Origin of the sequence: Microbacterium arabinogalactanolyticum (assembly GCF_030268005.1) — a bacterium.
Lineage (GTDB): Bacteria > Actinomycetota > Actinomycetes > Actinomycetales > Microbacteriaceae > Microbacterium > Microbacterium arabinogalactanolyticum.
The window spans coordinates 1,285,861-1,309,091 of the sequence record NZ_BRZC01000004.1 but is presented as its reverse complement, the minus strand read 5'-3'; the positions used below and the strand labels follow the sequence as shown (position 1 = coordinate 1,309,091).

At 68.7% G+C, this 23,231-nt stretch carries 26 protein-coding genes; 16 read left to right on the top strand and 10 right to left on the bottom strand.

Annotated elements, in window-relative coordinates; genetic code table 11:
• Nucleotides 1-108 precede the first annotated feature (108 nt).
• The 3 genes from MIAR_RS10680 to MIAR_RS10670 all read right to left on the bottom strand — a co-directional run bounded on the left by MIAR_RS10680 (nucleotide 109) and on the right by MIAR_RS10670 (nucleotide 3,466).
• A complete protein-coding gene (locus MIAR_RS10680; RefSeq protein WP_285635265.1) occupies nucleotides 109-1,731 on the bottom strand; it encodes an SPFH domain-containing protein in 1,623 nt (540 codons plus the stop codon).
• Nucleotides 1,732-1,809: 78 nt separating this feature from the next.
• Nucleotides 1,810-2,238 (bottom strand): MarR family winged helix-turn-helix transcriptional regulator, encoded by a 429-nt coding sequence (locus MIAR_RS10675; protein ID WP_285635262.1) that lies wholly within the window; start codon nucleotides 2,236-2,238, stop codon nucleotides 1,810-1,812.
• A 307-nt stretch (nucleotides 2,239-2,545) separates the two neighbouring features.
• Nucleotides 2,546-3,466 carry a LysR family transcriptional regulator gene (locus MIAR_RS10670; RefSeq protein ID WP_285635259.1) on the bottom strand — a complete coding sequence of 307 codons (921 nt, stop codon included), beginning with the start codon at nucleotides 3,464-3,466 and terminating at the stop codon, nucleotides 2,546-2,548.
• Between the two features lie 85 nt (nucleotides 3,467-3,551).
• On the opposite strand from MIAR_RS10670, the gene MIAR_RS10665 reads away from it, so the two are divergent.
• The 3 genes from MIAR_RS10665 to MIAR_RS10655 all read left to right on the top strand — a co-directional run bounded on the left by MIAR_RS10665 (nucleotide 3,552) and on the right by MIAR_RS10655 (nucleotide 6,567).
• Entirely contained in the window at nucleotides 3,552-4,466 is a 915-nt protein-coding gene (locus tag MIAR_RS10665) for a DMT family transporter (RefSeq protein ID WP_285635256.1), read from the top strand.
• An 11-nt stretch (nucleotides 4,467-4,477) separates the two neighbouring features.
• On the top strand, nucleotides 4,478-5,398 hold the full coding sequence (locus tag MIAR_RS10660) for a 2-dehydropantoate 2-reductase (RefSeq protein WP_285635253.1): 921 nt from the start codon (nucleotides 4,478-4,480) through the stop codon (nucleotides 5,396-5,398).
• Nucleotides 5,399-5,532: 134 nt separating this feature from the next.
• Nucleotides 5,533-6,567 (top strand): tocopherol cyclase family protein, encoded by a 1,035-nt coding sequence (locus MIAR_RS10655; protein WP_285635250.1) that lies wholly within the window; start codon nucleotides 5,533-5,535, stop codon nucleotides 6,565-6,567.
• 114 nt (nucleotides 6,568-6,681) lie between these two features.
• On the opposite strand, the gene MIAR_RS10650 is transcribed toward MIAR_RS10655, so the two are convergent.
• On the bottom strand, nucleotides 6,682-8,553 hold the full coding sequence (locus tag MIAR_RS10650) for a bifunctional metallophosphatase/5'-nucleotidase (protein ID WP_285635247.1): 1,872 nt from the start codon (nucleotides 8,551-8,553) through the stop codon (nucleotides 6,682-6,684).
• A 96-nt stretch (nucleotides 8,554-8,649) separates the two neighbouring features.
• On the opposite strand from MIAR_RS10650, the gene MIAR_RS10645 reads away from it, so the two are divergent.
• The 3 genes from MIAR_RS10645 to MIAR_RS10635 are packed head-to-tail and all read left to right on the top strand — an operon-like array spanning nucleotide 8,650 to nucleotide 10,394.
• The gene (locus tag MIAR_RS10645; RefSeq protein WP_285635244.1) at nucleotides 8,650-9,015 is read left to right on the top strand and encodes an ArsR/SmtB family transcription factor; all 366 of its coding nucleotides are present in this window, start codon (nucleotides 8,650-8,652) and stop codon (nucleotides 9,013-9,015) included.
• Nucleotides 9,012-10,061: a cation diffusion facilitator family transporter gene (locus tag MIAR_RS10640; RefSeq protein WP_285635241.1), complete on the top strand. Its 1,050-nt coding sequence runs from the start codon at nucleotides 9,012-9,014 to the stop codon at nucleotides 10,059-10,061. Before MIAR_RS10645 ends, MIAR_RS10640 begins: the two co-directional genes overlap by 4 nt.
• A gap of 27 nt (nucleotides 10,062-10,088) precedes the next feature.
• Nucleotides 10,089-10,394, top strand: coding sequence for a YciI family protein (locus tag MIAR_RS10635; protein ID WP_285635239.1), 306 nt, complete (start codon nucleotides 10,089-10,091; stop codon nucleotides 10,392-10,394).
• 9 nt (nucleotides 10,395-10,403) lie between these two features.
• Here the strand turns inward: MIAR_RS10635 and MIAR_RS10630 are convergent, their stop codons facing one another.
• Together MIAR_RS10630 and MIAR_RS10625 are read right to left on the bottom strand one after the other, a co-directional pair.
• Nucleotides 10,404-11,057, bottom strand: coding sequence for a hypothetical protein (locus MIAR_RS10630; protein WP_285635236.1), 654 nt, complete (start codon nucleotides 11,055-11,057; stop codon nucleotides 10,404-10,406).
• 109 nt (nucleotides 11,058-11,166) lie between these two features.
• Nucleotides 11,167-11,607, bottom strand: a complete 441-nt coding sequence (locus tag MIAR_RS10625) for a hypothetical protein (RefSeq protein WP_285635232.1) — start codon at nucleotides 11,605-11,607, stop codon at nucleotides 11,167-11,169.
• 139 nt (nucleotides 11,608-11,746) lie between these two features.
• Here MIAR_RS10625 and MIAR_RS10620 point away from each other — a divergent pair, with 139 nt between their 5' ends.
• The 7 genes from MIAR_RS10620 to MIAR_RS10590 all read left to right on the top strand — a co-directional run bounded on the left by MIAR_RS10620 (nucleotide 11,747) and on the right by MIAR_RS10590 (nucleotide 17,234).
• Nucleotides 11,747-12,025, top strand: coding sequence for a hypothetical protein (locus MIAR_RS10620; protein ID WP_285635229.1), 279 nt, complete (start codon nucleotides 11,747-11,749; stop codon nucleotides 12,023-12,025).
• 87 nt (nucleotides 12,026-12,112) lie between these two features.
• On the top strand, nucleotides 12,113-12,760 hold the full coding sequence (gene folE, locus MIAR_RS10615; RefSeq protein ID WP_344289127.1) for a GTP cyclohydrolase I FolE: 648 nt from the start codon (nucleotides 12,113-12,115) through the stop codon (nucleotides 12,758-12,760).
• A gap of 46 nt (nucleotides 12,761-12,806) precedes the next feature.
• Complete coding sequence (locus tag MIAR_RS10610) at nucleotides 12,807-13,946, top strand: NAD(P)/FAD-dependent oxidoreductase (RefSeq protein ID WP_285635223.1); 1,140 nt, start codon at nucleotides 12,807-12,809, stop codon at nucleotides 13,944-13,946.
• Between the two features lie 56 nt (nucleotides 13,947-14,002).
• A complete protein-coding gene (gene folP / locus MIAR_RS10605; RefSeq protein ID WP_285635753.1) occupies nucleotides 14,003-14,881 on the top strand; it encodes a dihydropteroate synthase in 879 nt (292 codons plus the stop codon).
• Nucleotides 14,874-15,617, top strand: coding sequence for a pyrimidine reductase family protein (locus MIAR_RS10600; RefSeq protein ID WP_285635220.1), 744 nt, complete (start codon nucleotides 14,874-14,876; stop codon nucleotides 15,615-15,617). The genes folP and MIAR_RS10600 overlap by 8 nt, the downstream gene beginning before the upstream one ends.
• Nucleotides 15,618-15,966: 349 nt before the next feature.
• Complete coding sequence (locus MIAR_RS10595) at nucleotides 15,967-16,461, top strand: methylated-DNA--[protein]-cysteine S-methyltransferase (RefSeq protein ID WP_285635217.1); 495 nt, start codon at nucleotides 15,967-15,969, stop codon at nucleotides 16,459-16,461.
• An 8-nt stretch (nucleotides 16,462-16,469) separates the two neighbouring features.
• Nucleotides 16,470-17,234 carry an AAA family ATPase gene (locus tag MIAR_RS10590; protein WP_285635214.1) on the top strand — a complete coding sequence of 255 codons (765 nt, stop codon included), beginning with the start codon at nucleotides 16,470-16,472 and terminating at the stop codon, nucleotides 17,232-17,234.
• Nucleotides 17,235-17,240: 6 nt separating this feature from the next.
• Here the strand turns inward: MIAR_RS10590 and MIAR_RS10585 are convergent, their stop codons facing one another.
• Nucleotides 17,241-18,143, bottom strand: coding sequence for a sigma-70 family RNA polymerase sigma factor (locus MIAR_RS10585; RefSeq protein WP_285635212.1), 903 nt, complete (start codon nucleotides 18,141-18,143; stop codon nucleotides 17,241-17,243).
• A gap of 20 nt (nucleotides 18,144-18,163) precedes the next feature.
• The gene (locus MIAR_RS10580; RefSeq protein ID WP_285635209.1) at nucleotides 18,164-18,622 is read right to left on the bottom strand and encodes a carboxymuconolactone decarboxylase family protein; all 459 of its coding nucleotides are present in this window, start codon (nucleotides 18,620-18,622) and stop codon (nucleotides 18,164-18,166) included.
• Nucleotides 18,623-18,761: 139 nt separating this feature from the next.
• On the opposite strand from MIAR_RS10580, the gene thrC reads away from it, so the two are divergent.
• Nucleotides 18,762-20,180 (top strand): threonine synthase, encoded by a 1,419-nt coding sequence (gene thrC, locus MIAR_RS10575; protein ID WP_285635206.1) that lies wholly within the window; start codon nucleotides 18,762-18,764, stop codon nucleotides 20,178-20,180.
• Nucleotides 20,181-20,240: 60 nt separating this feature from the next.
• Here the strand turns inward: thrC and MIAR_RS10570 are convergent, their stop codons facing one another.
• Nucleotides 20,241-20,714 (bottom strand): DoxX family membrane protein, encoded by a 474-nt coding sequence (locus MIAR_RS10570; protein ID WP_285635203.1) that lies wholly within the window; start codon nucleotides 20,712-20,714, stop codon nucleotides 20,241-20,243.
• Nucleotides 20,711-21,163 carry a DM13 domain-containing protein gene (locus MIAR_RS10565; protein WP_285635200.1) on the bottom strand — a complete coding sequence of 151 codons (453 nt, stop codon included), beginning with the start codon at nucleotides 21,161-21,163 and terminating at the stop codon, nucleotides 20,711-20,713. The genes MIAR_RS10570 and MIAR_RS10565 overlap by 4 nt, the downstream gene beginning before the upstream one ends.
• Before the next feature lie 139 nt (nucleotides 21,164-21,302).
• On the opposite strand from MIAR_RS10565, the gene MIAR_RS10560 reads away from it, so the two are divergent.
• Entirely contained in the window at nucleotides 21,303-21,995 is a 693-nt protein-coding gene (locus MIAR_RS10560; protein WP_285635197.1) for a response regulator transcription factor, read from the top strand.
• Nucleotides 21,995-23,161, top strand: a complete 1,167-nt coding sequence (locus MIAR_RS10555) for a sensor histidine kinase (protein ID WP_285635194.1) — start codon at nucleotides 21,995-21,997, stop codon at nucleotides 23,159-23,161. Before MIAR_RS10560 ends, MIAR_RS10555 begins: the two co-directional genes overlap by 1 nt.
• The last annotated feature ends 70 nt before the right edge of the window (nucleotides 23,162-23,231 follow it).

Here is a 23,231-nt window from a genome sequence, read left to right as displayed (position 1 = left end):
AGGTTCGCGCGACGTGAGACTCACACGCACGACGAAGGAGCCGGGCGCCGGATGCCTGCGCGCACGAAAAAGGGCCGCCCCGAAGGGCGGCCCCATCTCAGAAGCGGATCACTCCGCGGCGGGCTCGGCCGCGGGGGCGGCCTTGGGCGCTGCGGCGGCCTTCGGGGCCGAAGCGGTCTTGATCGCGGATGCTGCGGGGGCGGCATCCGCTGCCTGGGCGACGCCCGCGCCGATGCCGCGGCCGACGGCCTGACCCTGGATGATGGCGGCGAGGTCGAGGCCAGTGGCGGCGCCGACACTGTCGAACACGGCGCGCATGGCCTTGGCGTTGTCGCCGCCGACCACGCTGGACGCGCCGTCCTCGCCGGACCCGCCGATGATGGAGACGTTGCCGATCGCGGCGTACCCCTTGGCGAACTCCGCCATGATCGACGGCAGCACCTCGAGCACGCGCTGCGACAGGAACGCCTCCTGGTTCGACGCGATGGCCTTGGCCTCGGCCTCGACGGCGGCCGCGCGGGCCTCACCCTCGGCGCGGATGGCGTCGGCCTCGGCGTTGGCGCGCAGGCGGCGGGCCTCTGCCTCGGCTTCGGCCTGGGCGCGCAGCGCGTTGGCCTCACCGGTCGCCTTGGCCTGGGCGGCGGCGGCTTCACCGGCGGCGCGTGCCTTGTCGGCCTGCGCCTGCTGCTCGGCGATGCGGGTGCGGGCCTCGGCCTGCTTGACCTGCTCGATCGCGGCGGCCTCGGCCGACTTCTCGCGGGTGAACAGGTCGGCCTGCGCGCGGGTCTCGGCCTCGTACCGCTGGGCATCCGCGACGCGCTTGACGTCGGCATCCAGCTGGGCCTGCTTGTTCTCGGCCTGCTGCTGGAGGACGGCCTGCTCGGCCTGGGCGCGAGCGAGCTGCTCGGCCTGCTCGGCCTCGGCGCGGGCGCGTCCGATGCCGGCGTTGGCGTTGGCGGTGTTGGTGTCGAGCGCGGTCTGCTCGATCAGGTTCGCTTCCTGGTTGGCGATGTTCTTCTGGTTGATCGCGCGGTCGGCGTTGGTCTGCGAGATCTCCGCCGCCTGGCGCTTCGCCTGGATCTCGGGAGCACCCAGCGACTGGATGTAGCCGACCTTGTCGGTGATGCCCTTGATCTGGAAGGAGTCGAGGATCAGACCCTGGTCTGCCAGCTCGCTGGAGACGTCCGCGGCGATCTGGTCGGAGAACTTCTTGCGCTCGCGCATCAGCTCCACGACGGACAGGGTGGCGACGATGCCGCGCAGGGCGCCCTCGAGCTGCTCGGTGGTGAACTGCTCGATGGCCTTGTCCTGCGAGGCGAAGCGCTCAGCGGCGCGGCGCACGTAGAGGGGGTCGGAGCCGATCTTCACGATCGCGACGCCGTCGACATTGAGGGTCACGCTGTCCAGCGACTGGGCCTCGGCGTTCAGCAGCACCTGACGGGAGCGCAGCGAGATGATCTCGTGGCGCTGCGTGATCGGGTTGACCAGGGACTTGCCGTTGACGATGACCGTGACGGGGGACTCCGCCAGCTCGGAGCTGGTGCTGCCGTCGGCGTTGAGAACGGCGCGCTGCACCTTCTGCTTGCGCCCCGAGATCACCAGCGCCTCGTCCGCGCGTGCGACCTTGATCCAGCTGCGTGCGAACAGCAGCATGATGAGTCCGATGACGATCACGGCCACGACGGCAACGCCGACGATGACCAGGATGCCGATGATTCCGGCGATCTCCATAGAAGTGCCCTTTCCCCTCAGAAAGCGTGTTTCAGCTCCACCCTGCCAGAAGTCCGGGTGCGGTGCCGATGGGGAGAACTACCGGCCGCGCAGCTTCTCGGTCAGGGCGAGCAGAGTGCGGAGCTCGTCGTCGTCGAGCTTCGCCATCCGCTCGGCGATGGATCGCCCGTGCGAGGCGGCGAGGGCGCGGAAGGCGCGTGCGCCGGCATCCGTCGCCGTCACGACCGCGCCGCGGCCGTCTTCCGGATCGGATGCCTTGGTGACCAGTTCGCGTGAGACCATCCGGTCGATCAGCCGCGAGACGCTGGGCTGGCTGATCAGCGAGTTCGCGGTGATGTCGCGCAGGCGTGCGGTCATCTCGCAGGAGCGCACCACGGTGAGCAGGACGTCGTATTCGGCCTGGGTGATCGGTGCGCCGTCGAAGTCCTCGGTCATCTCGCCGAAGAGCTCGTGCTGTGCCCGGAACAGGCTCTCCCAGGCCTGCAGGGCGAGCTGGCGGTCAGTCATGTCATCAGCGTAGTGTGGCGCGCCGACGTCGTGCTCGCCGCACAAGTAAGGGCCGGTCGGAGAGGCTTCCGGCCGGCCCTTGTCCCTTGCACCAAGAGTGTCCTGCAATCACATGCGGTTCATGCCACAGCAAACATTCACCGTGCGATGAGTGTATAACGGCGAGGTAACGAATGCAACGGTTTGGTCACGGAAGTCTACGCGGAGATCGCTGTCCGGTCTCACGAGAGGCGTCGGATTCTCACGAAGAGTGTCGGAAGGCCACCAGTGGCACAGCCATCGGCGCCGGCCGGGATGGATCAACAGCTCAGGCTGTCGGAGTGATGGAAAGTCTTCGGGTCGCGGTGCGCGCGAGAGTGTCGCAGAGATTGGCGATCCCGGGGTCCGCCTGGTCAGGTGTGCGCATGGCGAGATGAAGGCTTCGAGTCACCGGCATCGTCAGGTCGAGCAGCTCCACTCCGTCAGGGATCTCGGTGACAGTCAGAGCGGGCACAAGCGCGACGCCGACTCCTGCGGCGACGAGTTCGAGCTGCACCGCGAAGTCCATTGACTCTGCGACGATGTCAGGTCGGAACCCTGCGAGGCCGCAGGCACGTTCCATCATCGTGTAGCAGGTCACATCGGTCGTCGGAGCGATCCACGGCATCGACGAAAAGTCGTCCAGCCGCACGGTCTTGTCGGCTGAGGGTCGGGCAGTCGGTGCTGCCAGCCATACCGGCTCACTGCCGATTGAGCGTGACCAGAGGCTGTCGGGGAGATCGCGGGGGACGTTGGAGTATGAGTGAATGATCGCGAGGTCGGCGTCGCCGGTCATGAGCGTGTTGATCGCGCGATCCGGCTCCGCGACGGTTAGGTGCACGTCCAGCGCGGGTCCGGCATCGCTCAGGATCTCACGAAAGGCATCCGCAACGATGGTGCGAGACGCGGAGGGGAACGCGGCTAGCGTGTAACGCCCCACCGTGCCGGCGCGCAGGGACTGCAGCTCGAGTTCGGCGAGAGACAGTCGATCGAGGACGTCCCGCCCGTGATCTGCGAGCGTGACACCTGCCGCGGTCAGAACGAGCCGTCGTCCTTGCCGCTGTGTGAGACGAATCGCCAGCTCTTTCTCGAGTGCGGCCAGCTGCATCGAGACGCCAGGAGCGCTGAGGTGCATCTCTTCGGCCACGGCCGCGAGGGTTCCGAGGCGCTGAAGGGCAACCAAGAGACGGAGCTTGCGGACGTCAATCATGACTTCCCTAGGAGTAAACAGAACTTACGAATAAGTTAATAACCCATCAATTGTGCTGAGATGTTCATCTTGTCACTCTTGTGTCATGAGAGTCAACAGAGCTTTGAGTGCCGGACTGTCGGTAGTCCTGCTGTGGGCGTCAGCTTTCCCTGCCATCAGAGTCGCCGCGCCCGCGATGGGTGTCATCGGGTTGTCTTTTGCGCGCTTGCTCGTGGCGGCGTTGGCTTTGCTGGTCGTCGCAGTGATCGTGAAAGCGCGGTTGCCGAGAGCGCGGGATCTGGGTTGGATCGCTGCCTGCGGGTTCTTTGGCATGGCGGCGTATCAGTTGCTTCTCAATTGGGGCGAGATCTATGTACCTGCGGGGACGGCTAGCATCATCGTCGCCGCCGCGCCGTTGGTATCGGTCGTCGTCGCGCGAGTTCTCTTCTCGGAGCGCATCTCACGCACCACAGTTGTCGGCAGCATCATCGCGCTTGCGGGTGTGGCGTTCGTCTGCCTCGCTCGCGCGGGTGTCTCTCTGTCGGCGGCCGTCTGGATCGTGGTAGCCGCGATGGTAGTGCAAGGCATCTACCATCCGCTTCAGAGTCCACTGCTGAAGAGATACAGCAGCATCGAGGTCGCCTGCTACGCGATGATCGCGGGAACGGTGATGACGCTGCCTCTCGTCCCGTTCGACCTGGACGGGCTGCTCGGCGCGGGGCTCGCCCCGTGGCTCTCAGCGATCTACCTCGGCCTGCTTCCCTCTGCGGCAGGTTTCGTGCTCTGGGCGTACGCTGTCGCGCGGATGTCTGTCGCCGTTTCCACTTCCTTGCTCTATCTCGTGCCGCCGGTCGCTGTTCTCATCGCGTGGGTCTGGCTCGGCGAATTGCCCATCCCGCTCGAGCTCCTGGGCGGCGTCGTCGTCATCCTCGGAGTCGTCATCATCTCTCAAGGCCCGCGCCTGATCGCTCACAGGGCAACTCGCCAAGGCGCTGACACCCAGCGAATCCCGGCCCAGTGACGGGAAGCAGCATGCGAATCCTCATCGTTGGGGCAGGAGCGGTCGGAGGCTACCTCGGCGCCCGGCTCATCCAGGCGGCTGCCGATGTCACCTTCCTCGTCCGACAAGGCCGAGCAGCGTCACTCGAGAAAAACGGGTTAGTGGTCATCGACGCGAATGGAGTCCGCACCGCCATTGCGGCCACCACGGTCGCGGCGAATCAGCTCCACTCAGGCTGGGATCTCGTTCTCCTCGCGACGAAGGCAACCACCCTCGAGCCCGCCCTCGATGACGTGGCTCCTGCGATCACCGCCCGCACGGCTATCCTTCCGATAGTCAACGGCATCGACCACATCAACACCCTGACTCGACGCTTCGGCAGCGAGATGGTACTCGGCGGTGTGGCCGTCATCGGGACCGAGCTCCGCGAGAACGGGGACATCCAGCAACTCGCACCCGGGGTCGCGCTCAGCATCGGAGAGCTCAACGGACGACTCTCAGCACGCGTGACCGAAATCGCCGACCTCGGCACCCGCGCGGGCATCGACGCCACAGCATCCGATCACATCGTGCAGGACATGTGGGAGAAGTGGCTCTTCATGGCAGCCGGCGGCGCGGCCACCGTCCTGCTGGGAGGCGTCGTCGGTGTCGTGGTCGCCGCTTCTGGTGGTACCTCCGTGACGCAACAAGTCATCAACGAAATCGCAAGCGTGCAGCGCGCTGAAGGGTTCCCTCCGCGCCCAGCCGCACTCGAGAGGGTCACGACAATACTCACTCAACCTCACTCACGCTTCGCCACATCGATGTACCGCGACTTCTCTGCAGGCCGCCCCACAGAAGTCGAACCGATCCTGGGAGCGCTAGTGCAGCGCGCGCAACACCGAGGCGTTCGCGTACCGCTGCTCGAAGCCGCGGCCGTCAGGCTGCGTGTGTACGAGAACGGATGGGCTTAGCCCTACCGCCCGACTGACCCTGCCGAAATCGATCGCTTCTGGCGTCTGTGCCGAGGTCGTTGGCTGACCACGCGACACCGGTCGCACGTCTGGCCGATCTTCCCCTCCGAAACCCTCCGTGCTAGACAACGCTCATGGGCCTGCTTGCCTGGTATCGATCGACCGGGGCGGATCTGCCGTTCCAGAGTCCGCTGCCCGCGCATCCCGGCGTCGCGATGGAGGGCTACTTCTGGCGCATCACCGAGCGGGTGACGGGGCGGGTCATCATCGCGCTGAACGGCGTGAACCGCGGTCCGCACGGGCCCTGGGCGACGCTCGGCCTCGCGGCTCACCCGGGCGGATTCCTGCGCGTGGACGCGCACCCCACGGCATCCGCTGACCCCGCCGGCATCGGAGCGCACGCCGGTGATGCCTTCCACGGCGACGATCGGCGGCTGCGCGTGGACCTCGGCTCGGATGCGCAACTGGACGTGACGATCGAAGACCCGCTGCCCTGGCCGCATCGCGCGTTCGGCGGGTCGAGCATGTTCCAGACCGTGCCCGCGCTGAACCAGTACTGGCATCCGTGGCTGCTCGGCGGGCGCGTGAACGGCATCGCGACCATCGGAGATGAGACGTGGGAGTTGCACGACGCCCAGGTCTACGCCGAGAAGAACTGGGGCCGGGAAGGGTTTCCCGATTCCTGGTGGTGGGGTCAGGCTCAGGGGTTCGATGAGCGCGATGCCTGCGTGGCGTTCGCGGGCGGGCAGGTGCACTCGGGACCGATCCGCACGGAGGTGACCGGTCTGGTCGTGCGCCTGCCGGGAGGGCACGTCATCCGGCTCGGTAATCCGGGTGTCAGTCCGGTGCGTGCGGTCGTCGACGAAGAACGATGGATGCTGCACGGACGGGGCTTCGGGTGGACGATCGAGGTCGCCGGCACGGCGCCGCGCGCGGCATCCCACGTTCTGCCGGTGCCGCTGCCCTCGCAGGAGCGCAACGCGGCGGGCGCGCTCGAACACCTCGCCGGCGCGCTCGAGGTGACTGTGCGCCGCAGGGGACGTGTCGTCTGGGCGGGACGCTCTGTGCTGGCGGGTCTCGAGCACGGCGGCCTCGACCGCGCGAAGGCTGAGGTGGTGCGCCGCGGGCTGGATCCTTCGGTCACCCACGCACCGCCTGTCGCCGGCTGACCGACGAGGGCTGCGGTACCGGCACAACTCCGGAGAAACGCCCTCGCTGAACCTGTTCAGGGCTCCGCGAGGGCGTTTCACCTCCGGATCTCCGGAGTTGTGGCGGCCGACCGATCAGCTGAAGACCGGCACCCCGCCACGGACGAGCTTCCAGTTCACGACGTGGAAGTCCTTCGGGTCGATGATGCCGGCATTCGAGGCGTACTGCACGATGGCCTCGCGGATCGCGACCTGCGCGTTGTAGACCACCGGCGCGGTGGTGACGTGCGGGAAGCCACCGCCACCGGACTGACGGTAGTTGTTGATCGCGACGACGAACTTCGCATCCGCCGCGATCGGTGCGCCGTCCCAGGACAGGTTCACGATCCGCGACCCCTGCGGCTGGGAGATGTCGACGTCGTAGGTCACACTGGAGAACTGGTCGTAGTTGTAGTCCGGCGTGTTCAGCGCGTTCGTCCAGCTCGCGGGCTCGACGGGCGCATCCGGCGCGACCTGCTGGAAGTACTTCGCGGAGTACTCCAGATAGTCCTTGATCTGCGCGCCGGTCAGCACCGAGGCCATCAGGGTGTTGTCGTAGATGTACAGACCCGCGACATCCCGGATCGTCACCTCGCCCGCGGGGAAGGTCGCCTCGCGGTTGAACGGCGCCGCGATCGAGATGACCGGGAGTGCGGCCTCGGGTGTGCCCTGGATCGCCGCGGTGACGGTCTCGACCTGCACCTTGTTGACGTAGTCGAGGATCGCGGTGTCCTTCCAGCACGACTCCGCGGCGGACAGCTCCTCGGTCGACGTGGCGACGGGCTTGTTGACGTAGGCGACCACGGCGTCGTGCTGCGCCTTGATCAGGGCGACCATCGCCGGATCGTCCTCGACGGTGTTCGTGTTCAGGTTGGTCGCCTTCCGCGAGACCACCTGCCACCGGCCCTTCACCTGCTGCAGCTCCAGATCGAACACGCTCAGGCGCTGGCCCCAGCACATCGGCTCGCTGAGCACGACCTGCCTTCCGTCCGGTCCGGTCACGAACCGCTGCGGGATGTCCTTGTGCGCGTGCCCGAACAGGATCGCGTCGATCCCCGGCACCTGCGCGGCCAGGAGAGCGGCGGCGTTCTCGTTGGGCAGTGCGTCCCCGTACGACGAGGTGCCGCTGTCACCGGAGTGCACGCTGACGACGACGACGTCCACGCCCTGTGCGCGGATGATCGGCACCCAGCGGGCCGCGGTCGCGACGATGTCGAGCACCTCGACCTTGCCGCTGACGTTCGCCTTGTCCCAGATCACGACGCCGGGATTGGTGAGCCCAAGCACGCCGACGCGCACGGGCTTCGCGCCCTTCGGGTGGAGAGTCTTGATCGTGTACGGCGTGAAAGCGGGGACGTTCGTGCCGGCGCGCACCGCGTTGGCGCCGAGCACAGGGGCATCCATCTGCGTGATCCACGTGTCCAGGAACTCGAGACCGTAATTGAACTCGTGGTTGCCGAGGGCGACGGCGTCGTAGCCGAGCGCGTTCATCTGCGCTGCCATCGGATGCACGGCGCCGGTCTTCGTGATGGGCTCGACCGTCGCGTAGTAGAAGCCCAGCGGGGTGCCCTGGATGGTGTCGCCCGCGTCGAACAGCAGCGTGCGGTCGCGACCGCGGTCGGCGCGGATCTGCTTCACCACGCTCGAGACGCGGGCGAGTCCGACCGCGTTCCCCTTGCTGTCTGCGTACGCGGCGTCTTTGTAGTAGTCCCAGTTGACCGCGTGCGAGTGGAGGTCGGACGTGCCCATGATCGTGATCGTGAGGGACTTGCCGACACCGCCCTGCGCAGCGGATGCCTGTTCCGGACGGGCCACCCATCCGGCCGCCGCGAGCGCGCTGGCCGCGGTGACGCCGGTGAGGAATCCACGACGGCTCAGCCCGGAGCGGCGCTGCTCCTCGACGTCCGAGGGGACGGCACAGGAGCACCAGCGGGGTTCGGGGGAGGCGGAGTGGGGGTGGCGATGCATTTCATCTGTCATGAACCTCGATGCAACCACCGCCGGGGGGCGAGGACAAGAGACTTCTGGTGAACGAACGCAGACGAATTGTCTTAGTATCTGCGTATGAGTGCAGATAAGCGGAAATGCGGATACACGCCGGACAGCTCCTTCGTCGAGCTCGCCGTCGAGGTGTTCGGGATGCTGGCCGACGCCACGCGCGTGCGGATCATCCTCGCGCTGCAGGACGCCGAGGAGCTCTCGGTCAACCACATCGCCGACATCGTGGACAAGTCGCCGGCGGCCGTGTCGCAGCACCTCGCCAAACTGCGCCTGGCGCGCATCGTCGCCACCCGACAGGACGGACAGCGGGTGTTCTACCGGCTCGAGAACGAGCACGCGTCCGAGCTCGTGGCATCCGCGATCTTCCAGGCCGAGCACACGCTCGGCGGCACCCCGCGTCACCACCACCAGGATCGAGCGGGCGAATGACCGCGCAGCACGTGCACCACGAGCATGACCACGCCCACGAATCTCACGACCACGGTCATGATCATGATCATGATCATGCCCACGGTCACTCGCACGGCGACCACCACGAGCATCCGACCGGCTTCAAGGGCTTCCTCTACGGCCTATTCGTGCCGCACACCCACGACGCGGCCGACTCGATCGACGATGCCATGGAGGCGAACGCCGCGGGCATCCGCGCGCTGAAGGTCAGTCTGATCCTGCTGCTGATCACCACGGTGCTGCAGGGCGCCGTCGTCGCCTTCAGCGGGTCGGTCGCGCTGCTCGCCGACACGATCCACAACTTCTCCGATGCGCTCACAGCGGTGCCGCTCTGGATCGCCTTCGTGCTGGGCCGTCGCGCGGCGTCCCGCCGCTACACCTTCGGGTTCGGTCGTGCCGAGGACCTCGCCGGCCTGTTCATCGTGTTCGTGGTGGCGCTGTCTGCGATCGTCGCGGCCTGGCAGTCGATCGAGCGCATCATCCACCCGCAGCCGCTGGCGAACCTGGGCTGGGTGATCGCCGCCGGGGTCATCGGATTCCTCGGCAACGAAGCCGTCGCGGTCTACCGCGTCCGCGTCGGCCGTCGCATCGGATCGGCGGCGCTCGTCGCCGACGGCGTGCATGCCCGCACCGACGGCTTCACCTCGCTGGCCGTCGTGATCGGCGGGATCGGCGTGCTGCTCGGCTTCCCCTTGGCCGACCCGATCGTCGGCCTGATCATCTCCGTGGCGATCTTCGTGCTGCTGGTCGGCACCGTCCGCAGCGTCGGCCGGCGTCTGCTCGACGGCGTCGAGCCCGAGCTCGTCGACCGCGCGCAGCATGCGCTGGAGCACGTCGACGGCCTGATCGACGTCGAGCGCCTCCGTCTGCGCTGGGTGGGCCACCGACTGCAGGGGGACGCCGTGGTGCGGGTCGAGTCCGGGCATCCGGATGCCGCGGATGTCGCGGATGCCGCGGAGCGCAGCGTGCGCGAGCACCTGCCCAACGTCGACGACTTCCTTGTGCGTGTGCGCGTCGCGCCCTGACCGTCGCCGCGGCCCTACGCTGATCCCATGAGTGAAGCAGTCGAATACCTCATCACCGCGCTCGACGGCGCCGACGCCGACGCCCCCGAGCGTCGTCTCGCCGTGCGTGCCGAGCACCTCGCCGGGGCGCAGCAGCTCGCCGAGCGCGGTGAGCTGCTCAGCGGAGGCGCGATTCTCGACGACGACGGGCGGATGATCGGCTCGTCCATGCACGTCGCCTTCGCCGACGAGGCGGCATTCCGCGCCTGGTACGACGCCGAGCCGTACATCCTCGGCGGGGTGTGGCAGGACATCAGCATCCGTCCGATGAAGATCTTCCGTCCGGCGCTCTGACCGCGGCGTTCAGTCCTGCTGCGCAGGCGCGCTCATGCCCAGGAGCAGCTCGGGCAGCGTGTGCTTGATGTAGGACGACTCCGCGAATGACTGCTCGTTGCGACCCGACATGATCCACGACTCGAACGAGCGCTCGTAGGTGAGGATCACGACGCGCACGCCGAGCGCCGGCGACCACGTGAACCGGTGATGGATGCGCGAGAGCAGCAGCTCGAACGCCTCGAGCATGGTCGGGAGGAACGCGCGCTCCGATGCGAGCACCTCCTCGCTGTGCGCCCCGGTCGATGCCGCGAGCAGCCGCACCCGGAGGCGGATGTTCAGCGAGCTCCAGTCCAGCGGTCGGGCGTCGGCGAGTGCGACCGAGAGGGCGAGCGGCAGTTCCGCATCCGTGTACCGGGCGGGGTCGAAGCTCTCCGCCGCGGTGCGCACCCGTTGCGCGATCTCCTCGAGCAGTTCGTCGTCCACGGCCCGCAGCAGGTCGCGGTCGGTGGGGAACAGCGTGCGGAACGCGCCTTCGCTGAGCCCGGCGTCCTCGCGCAGCTCGGCGGTCAGTTCGGAGAGGGCTCCGTTCCACGTCGGCAGCTTGATGCGGGCGAGCGTGATCACGCGCGCGCGGCCTGCCCGTCGGGTCGCCTCGACTCGGGGGCTGACTTCCGCGGTCATCCTGGCATCCGTTCTACGTGCTCGGTATCGGCATCCGCTCGGGGGAGCCGCGGTGCAGGTGCACGGCGGCGACTGTCAGCGTACCGCCGTGCTGCGCGAGCGATGTCTTTCAGCTCTTCAGTACCGTGTCGCGGATCGCATCGGCTGCGCCGGCCTGACCGGGGCACAGGTGCTTCACGACCGCGTCGACCTGCTTCATGGTGCCCGTCCTCGCGGCCTCCGCGCTGACGTTCTTCCGCAGCTCGCTGACGAGGTCGAGGATGAAGTCGGGCTTGCCGCCGTCCTTCAGGTCTTCGCAGACGCCGTCGTAGATGGCCGTCAAGTGGGCGCGGGTGTCAGGATCGTCCCACTGGGCCTTCAGGGCGCTCTCCATGTCGTCACGAGGAGCCTGGCCAGTGTCCTCCTGGGCGACCTGCGCGGCGATGGTCCAGAACTCGACGTGGGTGGCGAGGTAGTCGTCCGCGGTGGGTTGCGGGTCCGAGCATCCCGTCAGGGCGGCCACCGCCGCGATCGTGAGTGCAATGGATGCCGCCGCCCGCCTCGCCGTCATGGGGAACACACTAAGCCGCAGTCGTCGCGTCACACCAGATCGATGCCGCCGGTGCGTGCATCGCCAGGGCCATCCGGACATGGATGCCGTGTGGCCGCAGCTCTGGATGCCGCGCGCCTCTCCGGCTAGGGTCGGCGTCATGACGGAGAAGCAGAACCTGCAGGGGCGCCGGTGGCTGCTCGGCATCACGCTGATGGCCGCCGAACAGGCGTCCAGGGTCCTCGAGGTGTGCGCATCGGTCGAGGGCGATGACGCCGCACTCAACCGTGCGCTGTGCGAGGAGTTCGACATCAACCCGATCGACGCCGAGGTGGTGCTCTCGCTCCAGGTGCGGCGGTTCACCCCGGCCTCGATCGCGCGGATGCGCTCGGAGCTCGCCGAGATGGAGAGGCGGATCGAGCTGGTCGGGGAGCCCTGACCTCTGTTCTAAAAAATATAAGACTTGCATTTAGAAGTCGATCGGGTGTCTGATGGAGAGGAGAGGCACAGGAGGTCGGCCATGACGATGACGGCGATGCAGGACGATGATGCGCTGGAGCTGCGGACGGATGCACCGCAGCGGGTCCGGATCGAGGCCGCGCCGAGGCCCGTGGACCTGGATGCCGCAGAGGAGGCCGGCCGCCTGTTCCTGAAGGCGCTCGGCATCGACCCGGATGCGGCGGATGCCCTGGATCTGGCACGCACACCCCGCCGCTTCGCCGAGGCCTACGCCGAACTGCTGCAGCCGGAGCCCTTCGACTTCACCACCTTCGCGAACTCCGAGGGGTACGACGAACTCGTGCTGATCCGCGACATCCCGGTGCGCTCGATCTGCGAGCACCACCTGCTGCCGTTCACCGGCGTCGCGCACGTCGCCTACCTTCCCGCCGATCGCGTGGTCGGGCTCTCGAAGATCCCGCGGATGGTCGATCACTACGCGCGTCGCCCGCAGACGCAGGAGCGGCTGACCGTGCAGATCGCCGACGCCCTGGCCGCACGGCTTCAGCCGCGTGGCATCGGCGTGGTCGTCGAGGCGACGCACACGTGCATGACCCTGCGCGGCGCCCGCGCCACGGGGTCGAAGACGTCGACCTCGGCCCTGCGGGGCCTGCTGCGGGACGACCCGCGCTCCCGCTCCGAGTTCCTCGCCCTCGCCGCGGACCGCGCGCACTGAGCGCCCGCATCCGCAACAGATCAGCATCATCGGGAAGGAAAGAAAGATGACCATCGCGATCGTCGGCGGAGGCCTCGCGGCCGCCACCGCAGCAACGGAACTGCGTGAGAAGGGCTACGACGGCGACGTCGTGATCTACTCCGCCGAGGATCACCTGCCCTATGAGCGCCCGCCGCTGTCGAAGGAGGTGCTGCTGGGCAGCAAGCGGGTCGAAGAGGCCCAGGTGCACGACAGCGACTGGTACGCCGACAACGACGTGCAGCTCAAGCGCGGCGTGAAGGTCGTCTCGATCGACCCGGCCGCGCACACGCTGCGCGCCGAACCAGTCGCGGGCGGCGAGAGCACAGAGCAGTCCTATGAGAAGCTGCTGCTCGCCACCGGCGCCTCGCCCCGGCACTTCCCCGCGGCCGACAAGGTCTCGGATCCGGTCTACCTGCGCACCGTCGAGGACAACGCCCGCCTGCTCGAGGCCCTCAAGCCCGGTGCGAGGGTGCTCATCGTCGGCGCCGGCTGGATCGGCCTGGAGGTGGCGTCCGCCGCACGCCAGAAGGGTGCCGAGGTGACGATCTACGAGGTCGCCGACCTGCCGCTGGTCGCCGTCCTCGGCCCGGAGGTCGCGCAGCTGTTCGCCGACCTGCACCGCGCTCACGGCGTGGATCTGCGCCTGAGCACTCCCGTGGATGAGGCCGCCATGGCGGCGGCCGACCTCGTCGTGGTCGGCATCGGAGCCGTCCCCAACACCGAGCTCGCCGAGCAGGCGGGCCTCGACGTCGATCACGGCGTGCTGGTCGACGAGACGCTGCGCACCTCCGACCCGGACATCTACGCCATCGGTGACATCGCCTCGCAGCAGCATCCGGTGCTCGGGCGACGCATCCGCGTGGAGCACTGGGACACCGCGATCGAGCAGGGCAAGGTCGCCGCGCACAACCTGGCCGGAGCCTCCGAGCAGTACGCTCACCTGCCCTACTTCTTCACGGATCAGTACGATCTGGGCATGGAGTACTTCGGCAGCGTCGGCCCCGAGGGGTACGACCGTGTCGACATCGAGGGCGACACCGACGTCGCGAACGGCGGCGCGTTCCGCGCCTACTGGGTCAAGGACGGCACGGTCCGCGCGGCCATGCACGCCAACGACTGGAACTCCTCCGACGCGGTCCGGGACAGCATCGGCACGGCGCGATGACGGCAGCCAGCGCAGCATCCGCCGTCGGAGCGGAAGCCGGCACGGCCGGCGACCGGATGCTGCGCCGCATCGGCATCCGCGACTTCGACTTCTCCCGTCAGGTGGCCGTGATGGCCGTCATCAACCGGACTCCCGACTCGTTCTACGACAAGGGTGCGACCTTCGCGCTGGACCAGGCCGTGGCCAGCGCGCTGCGCGCCGGCGACCAGGGTGCGGACTGGGTCGACATCGGCGGCGTGCCGTTCGGACGCGGGCCGATGGTGACGACCGCCGAGGAGATCGACCGGGTGGTTCCGGTGGTCGCCGCGATCACGGCCGCCCGGCCGGAGCTGGTGATCTCGGTGGACACCAACAACGCCGAGGTGGCCGCTGCGGCGATCGATGCCGGCGCCGCGGTGATCAACGACACCAGCGGCCTGGCCGACCCGCGCATGGCCGACGTTATCGCACGCAGCCAGGCGCATGTCGTGATCACGCACAGCGTCGGCCCGCCGCGCGCCGAGAAGCCCGCCGCGCACTACGACGACGTGGTCGGCGAGGTGCGCTCGTTCCTGGTCGAGCGGATGGCGCGGGCCGAGGCCGCGGGCGTCCCGCACGAGAGACTGATCATCGATCCGGGGCACGATCTCGACAAGAACACGCTGCACACCCTGGAGATCACGCGCCGGCTGGATGAGATCGCCTCGATCGACGCGCCGCTGCTGGTCGCGGTCTCGAACAAGGACTTCATCGGCGAGTCGACCGACCGCCCGCAGGGCGAGCGGCTGCCAGGGTCACTGGCGGCCATGAGCGCGTGCATCCTGAAGGGCGCTCGGATCGTGCGCATGCACGACATCCCGCAGACCGTCGACGCCGTGCGCATGACCGAGGCCATCCTGGGCTGGCGTCAGCCCGTACGGCTCGAGCACAACACCCACCCCACGCACAATGTCTGACTCGCCCTCCATCGATCGCATCTGGCCGGACCCGGAGTCCGGACTCGACGACACGGCTGTGCTCGCGCTCACTGCGTTCCCGTCTGACCGCACCTGGCTGCGGGTCAACTTCATCTCCAGCATCGACGGCGCGGCGACCCGGCACGGACTCTCCGGCGGACTGGGCGACGACGCGGATCACCGCCTGTTCGCCCTGCTGCGCCGGGCGGCCGACGTCGTGCTGGTCGGGGCGGGCACGCTGCGCGACGAGGGGTACGGCGGTCTGCGGGTCGACGATGCGTCGATCGCGTGGCGCACGGATGCCGGGATGCCACCGCATCCGGTGCTCGCCACCATCAGCCGCAGCCTGTCCCTGGACCCGGCATCCTCGCTGTTCGCAGACGCTCCGGTGCGTCCGATCGTCTACACCGTGGCATCCGCTCCCGACGATCGGCGTGACGCCCTGTCCGTCGTCGCCGATGTCGTGACCGTGGGGGAGACGGATGCCGATCTCGTCCGCGTGCGCGAGGACCTCGCGGCACGCGGGCTGCACCGCATCCACTCCGAGGGCGGCCCGCACCTGTTCGGCGAGCTGCTCGCGGCCGGAGCCGTGGACGCGCTGCACCTCACGCTCGCGCCGACGGTCGACTCCGGTGATGCCGGACGGATCGCGCGCGGCCCGGTCGCGCCGCGCAGCGCCCGCCTGGCGTCGGTGCTCCGCTCCGGGGAAGAGCTGCTGCTGCACTATCTGCTGTAGCGCATACGGCGCCGCGCCCCGGCGCGAAAATGCGCCATGTCCGTGTCAGAATGCGCCGCATCCTCTCCTTTGGTCTCGGGCCGCCCGGGGACGGAGCGATACTGCTCAGCATGGGGAACAACAGGGGGCGCGCATCGAACCGGCAGCGGGGTTCGGCCGGGCGACGGAACAGACACCGCGACGGGCGGGGCGTTGCCTACTCGACGCCATGGATCCTGCGGGAGCTGGGAGGCGCACCCATGTGGCTGCTCCTGCTCATCCTCGCGCTCATCGCGGGAGTCGGGGTGCTGTACGCCGTCGTGCGCTGATCAGCCGGCGGCATGTCCGTGCCGGCGGGTAGGTTCGGTGCATGACCTTCCGTGGGGCGATCGAGACGCCGGTGGGCGTCGTGGCCGTCGAGAGCGACGGCGCGGCGATCACCCGGGTGACCTGGCCGCGTGGTGGGGCCGGAGCGGATGCCGGTGAGCCCGACGCGCTCGTGCACCGGGCGCTCGCGCAGCTGACGGCGTACTTCGCGGGAGAGCTTCAGGCATTCGACCTGCCCGTCGATCTCGGGCGACAGACCGACGCCACCCGTGCGGTGCTGATGGCGCTGCACGAGACGGTCGGACACGGCGAGACGGTCACCTACGGCGAGCTCGCCGCCCGCAGCGGCACCGACGTGCCGGCGCGCGGCATCGGCGCGATCATGGGCGCCAACCCCATCCCGCTCATCGTGCCCTGCCATCGGGTCGTCGCCAGCGACGGCCTGGGCGGGTACTCGGGCGGACGGGACGGCGAGGGACTGCTCACCAAGCGGTGGCTCCTCGAGCACGAGGGCGCGCTGCCGACAGCGCTGTTCTGAGGCTGCGGATGACGGCGTACTGGGAGAACGGGGCGTACGGGAGGGGCAGCTCCCGCAGGCGGCAGCATCCGATCGTCGCCGTGGAGCCGAACGACGACGCGCCGCCGCCGTCCGCGCAGTGGCCGACGAGCATCCCCGCGGTGGCGCAGCTGCTGCGCGAGGGGATCCGGCTCGCACCCGGCGTCACGTTCCTCGTCGGCGAGAACGGCAGCGGCAAGTCGACCATCGTCGAGGGCGTCGCGGTGGCCTACGGGCTGTCGCCGGAGGGCGGATCGCGCGGAGCCAGGCACAGCACCCGGCCGACCGAGTCGCCGCTGTCGGACTGGCTGCGCATCCAGCGCGGCGTCGGCGCCAGCCGATGGGGCTTCTTCCTGCGCGCCGAGACGATGCACTCGTTCTACACGTACCTGGAGGAGAACCCGTCGCCGTACGACTCGCAGTTCCACGAGATGAGTCACGGCGAGTCGTTCCTCGAGATCCTCGGCACCCGGTTCGACGAGCCCGGCTTCTACTGCCTCGATGAGCCCGAGGCGGCCCTGTCGTTCGGGTCGACGCTCACCCTGATCTCGGTGCTGCAGCGCATCGCCGACGACGGCGGGCAGGTGCTGTGCGCGACGCACTCGCCGGTGCTCGCGGCGTTGCCAGGCGCGCAGATCCTGGAGGTCGGCGAATGGGGCCTGCGGCCGGTCGCCTGGGACGACCTCGAGCTCGTCCGGCACTGGCGCTCGTTCCTCAGCGGACCCGAGCGCTACCTGCGGCACCTGCTGGACTGAGGTGCCTCAGGCGACCTGCGCCAGGGCCCGCGTCAACTTGTGCGGATTGCAGACCTGTCGGATGCCGCGGATGCGGCCCTGCTCATCGAACTCGAGCGAGAGCACATCGGTGCGCCCGGAGTGCGTGAGTGCGAACGCCGGCTCGCCGTTGACGTCGATCGGCTCGAGGGTGAACGGATGGACCGGATCGAACACCGCCGCCTTCGCCTGCACGCCGAGGTAGAAGCGCGCGATCTTCTCGGCGCCGAAGATCGGGTTGCGGGTCGCGGAGACGACGCCCCCGCCATCGGTCCAGAGGATCGTCTCGTCGGTGAGCAGGCCGAGCAGAGCGTCGAGATCCCCGCCCTGCACGGCATCGACCAGGGCGGACAGCGCCTGGGGGTCGGTGGCACGCGGCGGTGACGCATCCTCGTCGAGCCGCAGCCGGCGCTCACCGCGCGAGATCAGCTGCCGCACAGCCGCCGGCGACTTCTCGAGGATCTCGGCGATCTCGGTGGCCGGCATCCCGTAGGCGCGGTGCAGCACCACGGCCGCGCGCGCATCGGGGGTGAGCTGCTCGGCCAGATGGAGCAGGGCGAGCGAGAGCATCTCTCGATCGGCGACCGCATCCTCCGGCAGGCGAGAGGTCTCCACGGGCTCCGGCAACCAGTGGCCGGTGTAGTCCTCGCGCACGGCAGCCAGTGATCTGACCCGGTCGATGGAGCGGCGCACGCAGGTGGTCGTGAGCCATGCCGGCCAGGAGCGCACACCGCCGGCATCCGCCTGCTCCGTCCGCAGGGCGTCGATCGCGACCTCCGAGACGACGTCCTCGGCATGGCCGAAGTCACCCAGCATCCGGTAGGCGATGCCGATCAGCCTGCCGCGCTCCGCCTCCCAGGCGCGCGCGGCAGGTGTCGCGACGGTGGTCATGGAATCAGGCTACGATTCCGTCAGACGATCGGATGCCTGTCGTCGACCGGCGGCTGCATCTCGGTGGCGATCGCGATGCGGTTCCACACGTTGATCGTCGCGATCGCCATCACGATGGCTCCCAGTTCGCCCTCGTCGAAGTGCTCGGCGGCGGCGTTCCAGATCTCATCGGTCACGGTGTCCGGACCGAGCTTGGTGATCGCATCCGTCAGCGCGAGCGCGGCGAGCTCCTTCGGCTCGAACAGGTTCTTCGCGTGCTGCCAGGCGCCGACGGCGTGCAGGGTGCGCTGCGGGATGCCGCGCTTGGCGCCGTCGGTCGCGTGCATGTCGACGCAGAACCCGCAGCCGTTCAGGATCGATGCCCGCAGCTTGATCAGCTCGTACAGCCGCCTCTCCACCGACTTGCTGGCGTACGCCTCCATCCCGAGCACCGCGGCGTAGCCGAGCTTGTTCGTGCGTGCCATGTCGATCCTGGTCATGATGTTCCTTCCGTGGCGTCCGATTGCCTTCACCTGTATGTCGGATGCCGAGCGGGAAGTGTGACATCCGTCATCCGTCTCCGGTTCATCGCCCGTCCTGCGACAATGGAGGACCGAGCGATCGACCCGAGGAGTCCTCTTGCGGTACATCTCCACCCGCGGCGGCATGACGCCGCAGCCGTTCAGTGAGACGCTGCTCGAGGGTCTCGCGCCCGACGGCGGCCTGGCCGTTCCCGAGCAGCTGCCGCAGGTCGACGCCGAGACGCTGGAGCGCTGGCGCGCCCTCACCTACCCGCAACTGGCCGCGGAGGTGCTCGGCCTGTTCGCCACCGACATCCCGCGCGAGGACCTCGCGCGCATGACGGCCGACGCCTACGTCGACTTCCCCGACGCGGTCGTGCCGCTGCGCTCGATCGGCGACGGCATCACGCTGGTCGGGCTCTCCGAGGGGCCGACGCTGGCGTTCAAGGACATGGCCATGCAGTTCCTCGGCCAGGCGCTGGACTACGTGCTGGAGCGCAAGGACCAGGTGCTGAACATCGTCGGCGCCACCTCGGGCGACACCGGTTCCGCCGCCGAGCACGCGCTGCGCGGCAAGGACAGGGTCTCCGTGTTCATGCTCTCTCCGCAGGGCAGGATGAGCTCGTTCCAGCGTGCGCAGATGTACTCCCTCGACGACGCGAACGTGCACAACATCGCCGTCGAGGGCGTGTTCGACGACTGCCAGAACCTGGTCAAGAAGCTCGCGGGCGACCTCGAGTTCAAGCGCGCGCAGCACCTCGGCGCGGTCAACTCGATCAACCTGGGCCGCATCGCCGCGCAGGTCGTCTACTACTTCTGGGCCTGGCTGCGGGTCACGGATGCCGTGGAGCCGGAGTTCCGATCAGGGTTCGAGGTCTCCTTCACGGTGCCGTCGGGCAACTTCGGCAACATCCTCTCGGGGTTCTTCGCCAAGGGCATGGGTGTGCCGATCCGCAGGCTCGTGCTCGCCGCCAACGAGAACAACGTGCTCGACGAGTTCTTCCGCACCGGCGTGTACCGGCCGCGGTCGGCCGCCGACACCCACGCCACCTCGAGCCCTTCGATGGACATCTCCAAGGCGTCCAACCTGGAGCGCTTCATCTTCGAGCTGGTCGGACAGGACCCTTCGCGCGTCGCCGACTTCTTCCGCTCGATCGACGAGCAGGGGTTCGTCGACCTCTCGGCCGAGCAGCCGCGATTCGAAGCCGAGTTCGGCGTCGTCAGCGGCACCTCCACGCACGCCGACCGGCTCGCCACGATCCGTTCGGTGCACGAGGCATCCGGCGAGATCATCGACCCGCACACGGCCGACGGCGTCAAGGTGGCCCGCGAGTTCCTCGAGACGGACGTGCCGATGCTGGTGCTCGAGACGGCCAAGCCCCAGAAGTTCGCCGAGACCATCACCGAGGCGATCGGCGTCGAGCTGGAGTTCTCTGCCGAGCTGCAGCGGATGCTGGCCGCCCCGCAGCACGTCACCGAGATGGCTGACGACGAGCAGGCACTGCGCGCCTTCGTTGCGGCGAACGCCCTGCACTGAGCCGGCGGGTCGGGAACGCTTGCACGACCCGGGAACGGATGCACGATCGATTGCGGCTTTTCATCGTGCAGGTGTTCCCGGGCCGTGCATCTGTAACCGGAAGCGCGCGATGACCCACGCTGCGCCGTACCTGCCCGAGTCCGGGACGGCGAGCACGGCCGCGCTGAGCAGCATCATCACCGGATACTGCGCGATGAGCTGGTCCGACCCCCAGTAGAGCGCCAGCGTGGCGATGGAGCCGAGGGCGACCAGCCGGGTGAGCACACCGGCGATCAGGGCCAGTCCGAGCAGCACCTCGAGTGCCGGGATGGCGAGGCCGAAGGCGTCCGGGAGCGCCTGCATCGTGGCGCGCACGGGGGTGAACCACCAGGGTGTGCGGGGATTCGAAGCGGTGCCGTCCGCCACCAGCAGAATGTCGGCCGCGCCGAAACCCGCCCGGTACTTCTCCAGCCCCTCGAGAACCCACAGCACGCCGACGGCCACCCTGACCGCGCCGCCGAGCAGCGGCGCGGTCACGGCCGGCACAGCGTTCATGAGAGCTTCGCGGCGCCGAACACCGCCTTGGCCTTGTCGCAGTGGATCACGACGTACGAGTACATGGACGTGTCGATCCCCGCGAGCATGAAGGTCTGCGACTGCTTGTCGAAGGCGACCGCGTCGATCTCCTTGCCCGCTCCGACGGCTGCCTCGTCGGTGCCGCTCGTGAGGTAGACGTGCAGGTCCGGGCCCTCATCCGATGAGAAGCCGGAGAGCGTGAGCTCGCCGTCCTCGACGCTCGCCATGCCGGAGACGGTCTTGCCGTTCAGCCCCTCGAAGGAGCCCGTCATGGGATCGGCCATGGGCGTCGAGCCGGAGTCGCCGCCCTGACTCATCGGGGTCTTGCTCGGCATGTCGGAACCCGGCGTCGAGCTGCAGCCGGCGAGCGTCAGGCCGAGGGCGATCACGGCGACGGGGATCGCGGCGGTGAAGGTGTTCTTGCGCATGATGTCTCCTGGTTCTGCCGACGAGGTGTCGCGTCGGCCCGACTTCGACGGTAGGGAGACCGCGGATGCCGGGGGCGGGAGCTTTCAGAATCGTAAGAACCTGCCGCCGCCCCGCTCCCGCACGGTTAGTGTCGAGCGCATGGACAGCAGCCGAGTCGTGGTCGTCGAGGACGATCCGGTGGTCCGTGGCGCGGTCGGCGACTACCTGCGCGCTCGCGGCTACCGCCTCGACGCATTCGCCGACGGGGTCGCGGCGCGCGAGGCGATCGGTGCCGAGATGCCAGACCTCGTGATCGTCGACCGGATGCTGCCCGGCATCAGCGGCGACGAGCTGTGCCGTGCGATCCGCGAGGGCAGCGATGTGCCGATCATCATGCTGACCGCCCTCGGAGAGGTGGAGCAGCGGATCGAGGGGTTCGAGGCCGGCGCCGACGACTACCTCGCGAAGCCCTTCGCACTGCGGGAGCTCGAGCTGCGCGTGGATGCACTGCTGCGCAGGTCGATGCGGGCTCCGGCACCGCCGGCGTTCACCGCGGGCGACTTCGAGATCGATGCCGCGAGGCGGAAGGCCCGCGTGCGGGGCACCGAGGTCGCTCTGACCGGGCGCGAGTACGAGCTGCTGGTCCACCTCGTCCGCAACCCGGATCGCGCGATCTCACGGGATGAGATCCTGCGCGAGGTCTGGGGCTGGAGCTTCGGCGAGCCCTCCACGGTCACCGTGCACGTGCGGCGGCTGCGGGAGAAGATCGAGGAGGATCCGCGCGAACCCCGGTACCTGCACACGGTGTGGGGCGCGGGCTACCGGTTCTCGGCGAAGGAGACGGACCTCTGATGCCCGAGATGATCCCGCTCGGCGTCGTCGACGTGCTGCTGATCGCCGGCACGGGCCTGGCGTGCACGGTCGTGGTCGCCGCCATCGCCCTGATCCTGCTGCGGTGGGCGCGGGGCGGTTCGATGCTCGTGCAGATGCTCGTGCTCGCCTCCGTCGCCGCGGTGTCGATGGCGGCCGCGGTGCTGCTCATCTCGGTCGAGATGTACATCTCGCCGCATGACCTCAGCGTGCTGGTGTGGGTGATCGGCACGTCGTTGCTGTTCAGCCTGCTCGCGGCCTGGCTCGTCGCGCGGCTGACGCGCGCCCGCCTGGTCCGGATCAGCGAGGCCGTGCGCCGGGTGGGCGAGGGCGACGTGGTCACGGCCGAGCCGCACGGGCTCCGCGAGTTCGACGATCTCTCCGCGGAGCTCGCCGACGTCTCGGAGCGGCTGCACGCCGCGCGGCAGGAGCTGGAGCAGCTGGACTCCGCCCGCCGCCGGTTCTTCGCGTGGATCTCGCACGATCTGCGCACACCTCTCACCGCCGTGCGCGCGCTGTCCGAGGCCATCGAAGACGGCGCTTCTGCTCACCCGGAGCGCTACGCGGGCGAGGTGCGTGCGCAGATCGACACGATGAGCCGGATGGTCGACGACCTGTTCGAGCTCTCGAAGCTCACCTCGGGCGCGGTCCGGCTGCGCACGCAGCAGGTGGAGCTGCTCGATGTCGTCTCGGACGCGGTCGCGGATGTACGGCTGGCGGCCGAGCAGCGCGGCGTCACGATCGCGGAGCGGGGCGTGGGCGGCCACGTGCTGTGGGCCGACCCGCATCAGCTGGGCAGGGTGGTGGTGAATCTGCTCACCAATGCGGTCCGGCACGCACCCCGCGACAGCGAGATCCTCGTCACGGCGACGGAGCTGGACGAGCAGCGCCTCGTGCTCGGCATCCTGGACCACGGTTCGGGCGTCGCGACATCGGATCTGGATCGCATGTTCGAGGTCGGCTGGCGTGAGGACGCCGCCCGCCCCACGACCGCCGACGACCCCGTCGCATCCGGGGCGGGGCTGGGACTCGCGATCGCCCGCGGTCTGGCCCGCGCGCACGGCGGAGACGTGTACGCCGAGCACACCGGTGAGGGATTCCGGATGAACGTCCTCATGCCCGTCGGCGACGACAGCACGCAGCGCTGAGCACGGACGCACCGCTCGACGCCGCGCCGAGCAAATCGGATGCTCTTTCGCGCCGAACCCGTTACGGTCA

Coding starts and splice junctions, on each gene's coding strand:
- MIAR_RS10580 (WP_285635209.1), bottom strand. CDS start 18,622: ATGACCAGGATCGACATGGCACGCACGAACAAGCTCGGCTACGCCGCG.
- MIAR_RS10560 (WP_285635197.1), top strand. CDS start 21,303: ATGGACAGCAGCCGAGTCGTGGTCGTCGAGGACGATCCGGTGGTCCGT.
- MIAR_RS10610 (WP_285635223.1), top strand. CDS start 12,807: ATGACCATCGCGATCGTCGGCGGAGGCCTCGCGGCCGCCACCGCAGCA.
- MIAR_RS10640 (WP_285635241.1), top strand. CDS start 9,012: ATGACCGCGCAGCACGTGCACCACGAGCATGACCACGCCCACGAATCT.
- MIAR_RS10675 (WP_285635262.1), bottom strand. CDS start 2,238: ATGACTGACCGCCAGCTCGCCCTGCAGGCCTGGGAGAGCCTGTTCCGG.
- MIAR_RS10630 (WP_285635236.1), bottom strand. CDS start 11,057: ATGACCGCGGAAGTCAGCCCCCGAGTCGAGGCGACCCGACGGGCAGGC.
- MIAR_RS10570 (WP_285635203.1), bottom strand. CDS start 20,714: ATGAACGCTGTGCCGGCCGTGACCGCGCCGCTGCTCGGCGGCGCGGTC.
- MIAR_RS10565 (WP_285635200.1), bottom strand. CDS start 21,163: ATGCGCAAGAACACCTTCACCGCCGCGATCCCCGTCGCCGTGATCGCC.
- MIAR_RS10645 (WP_285635244.1), top strand. CDS start 8,650: ATGAGTGCAGATAAGCGGAAATGCGGATACACGCCGGACAGCTCCTTC.
- MIAR_RS10625 (WP_285635232.1), bottom strand. CDS start 11,607: ATGACGGCGAGGCGGGCGGCGGCATCCATTGCACTCACGATCGCGGCG.
- MIAR_RS10660 (WP_285635253.1), top strand. CDS start 4,478: ATGCGAATCCTCATCGTTGGGGCAGGAGCGGTCGGAGGCTACCTCGGC.
- MIAR_RS10555 (WP_285635194.1), top strand. CDS start 21,995: ATGCCCGAGATGATCCCGCTCGGCGTCGTCGACGTGCTGCTGATCGCC.
- MIAR_RS10650 (WP_285635247.1), bottom strand. CDS start 8,553: ATGCATCGCCACCCCCACTCCGCCTCCCCCGAACCCCGCTGGTGCTCC.
- MIAR_RS10595 (WP_285635217.1), top strand. CDS start 15,967: ATGACCTTCCGTGGGGCGATCGAGACGCCGGTGGGCGTCGTGGCCGTC.
- folE (WP_344289127.1), top strand. CDS start 12,113: ATGACGGCGATGCAGGACGATGATGCGCTGGAGCTGCGGACGGATGCA.
- MIAR_RS10635 (WP_285635239.1), top strand. CDS start 10,089: ATGAGTGAAGCAGTCGAATACCTCATCACCGCGCTCGACGGCGCCGAC.
- MIAR_RS10620 (WP_285635229.1), top strand. CDS start 11,747: ATGACGGAGAAGCAGAACCTGCAGGGGCGCCGGTGGCTGCTCGGCATC.
- MIAR_RS10680 (WP_285635265.1), bottom strand. CDS start 1,731: ATGGAGATCGCCGGAATCATCGGCATCCTGGTCATCGTCGGCGTTGCC.
- folP (WP_285635753.1), top strand. CDS start 14,003: ATGCTGCGCCGCATCGGCATCCGCGACTTCGACTTCTCCCGTCAGGTG.
- MIAR_RS10670 (WP_285635259.1), bottom strand. CDS start 3,466: ATGATTGACGTCCGCAAGCTCCGTCTCTTGGTTGCCCTTCAGCGCCTC.
- MIAR_RS10655 (WP_285635250.1), top strand. CDS start 5,533: ATGGGCCTGCTTGCCTGGTATCGATCGACCGGGGCGGATCTGCCGTTC.
- MIAR_RS10585 (WP_285635212.1), bottom strand. CDS start 18,143: ATGACCACCGTCGCGACACCTGCCGCGCGCGCCTGGGAGGCGGAGCGC.
- MIAR_RS10600 (WP_285635220.1), top strand. CDS start 14,874: ATGTCTGACTCGCCCTCCATCGATCGCATCTGGCCGGACCCGGAGTCC.
- MIAR_RS10590 (WP_285635214.1), top strand. CDS start 16,470: ATGACGGCGTACTGGGAGAACGGGGCGTACGGGAGGGGCAGCTCCCGC.
- MIAR_RS10665 (WP_285635256.1), top strand. CDS start 3,552: ATGAGAGTCAACAGAGCTTTGAGTGCCGGACTGTCGGTAGTCCTGCTG.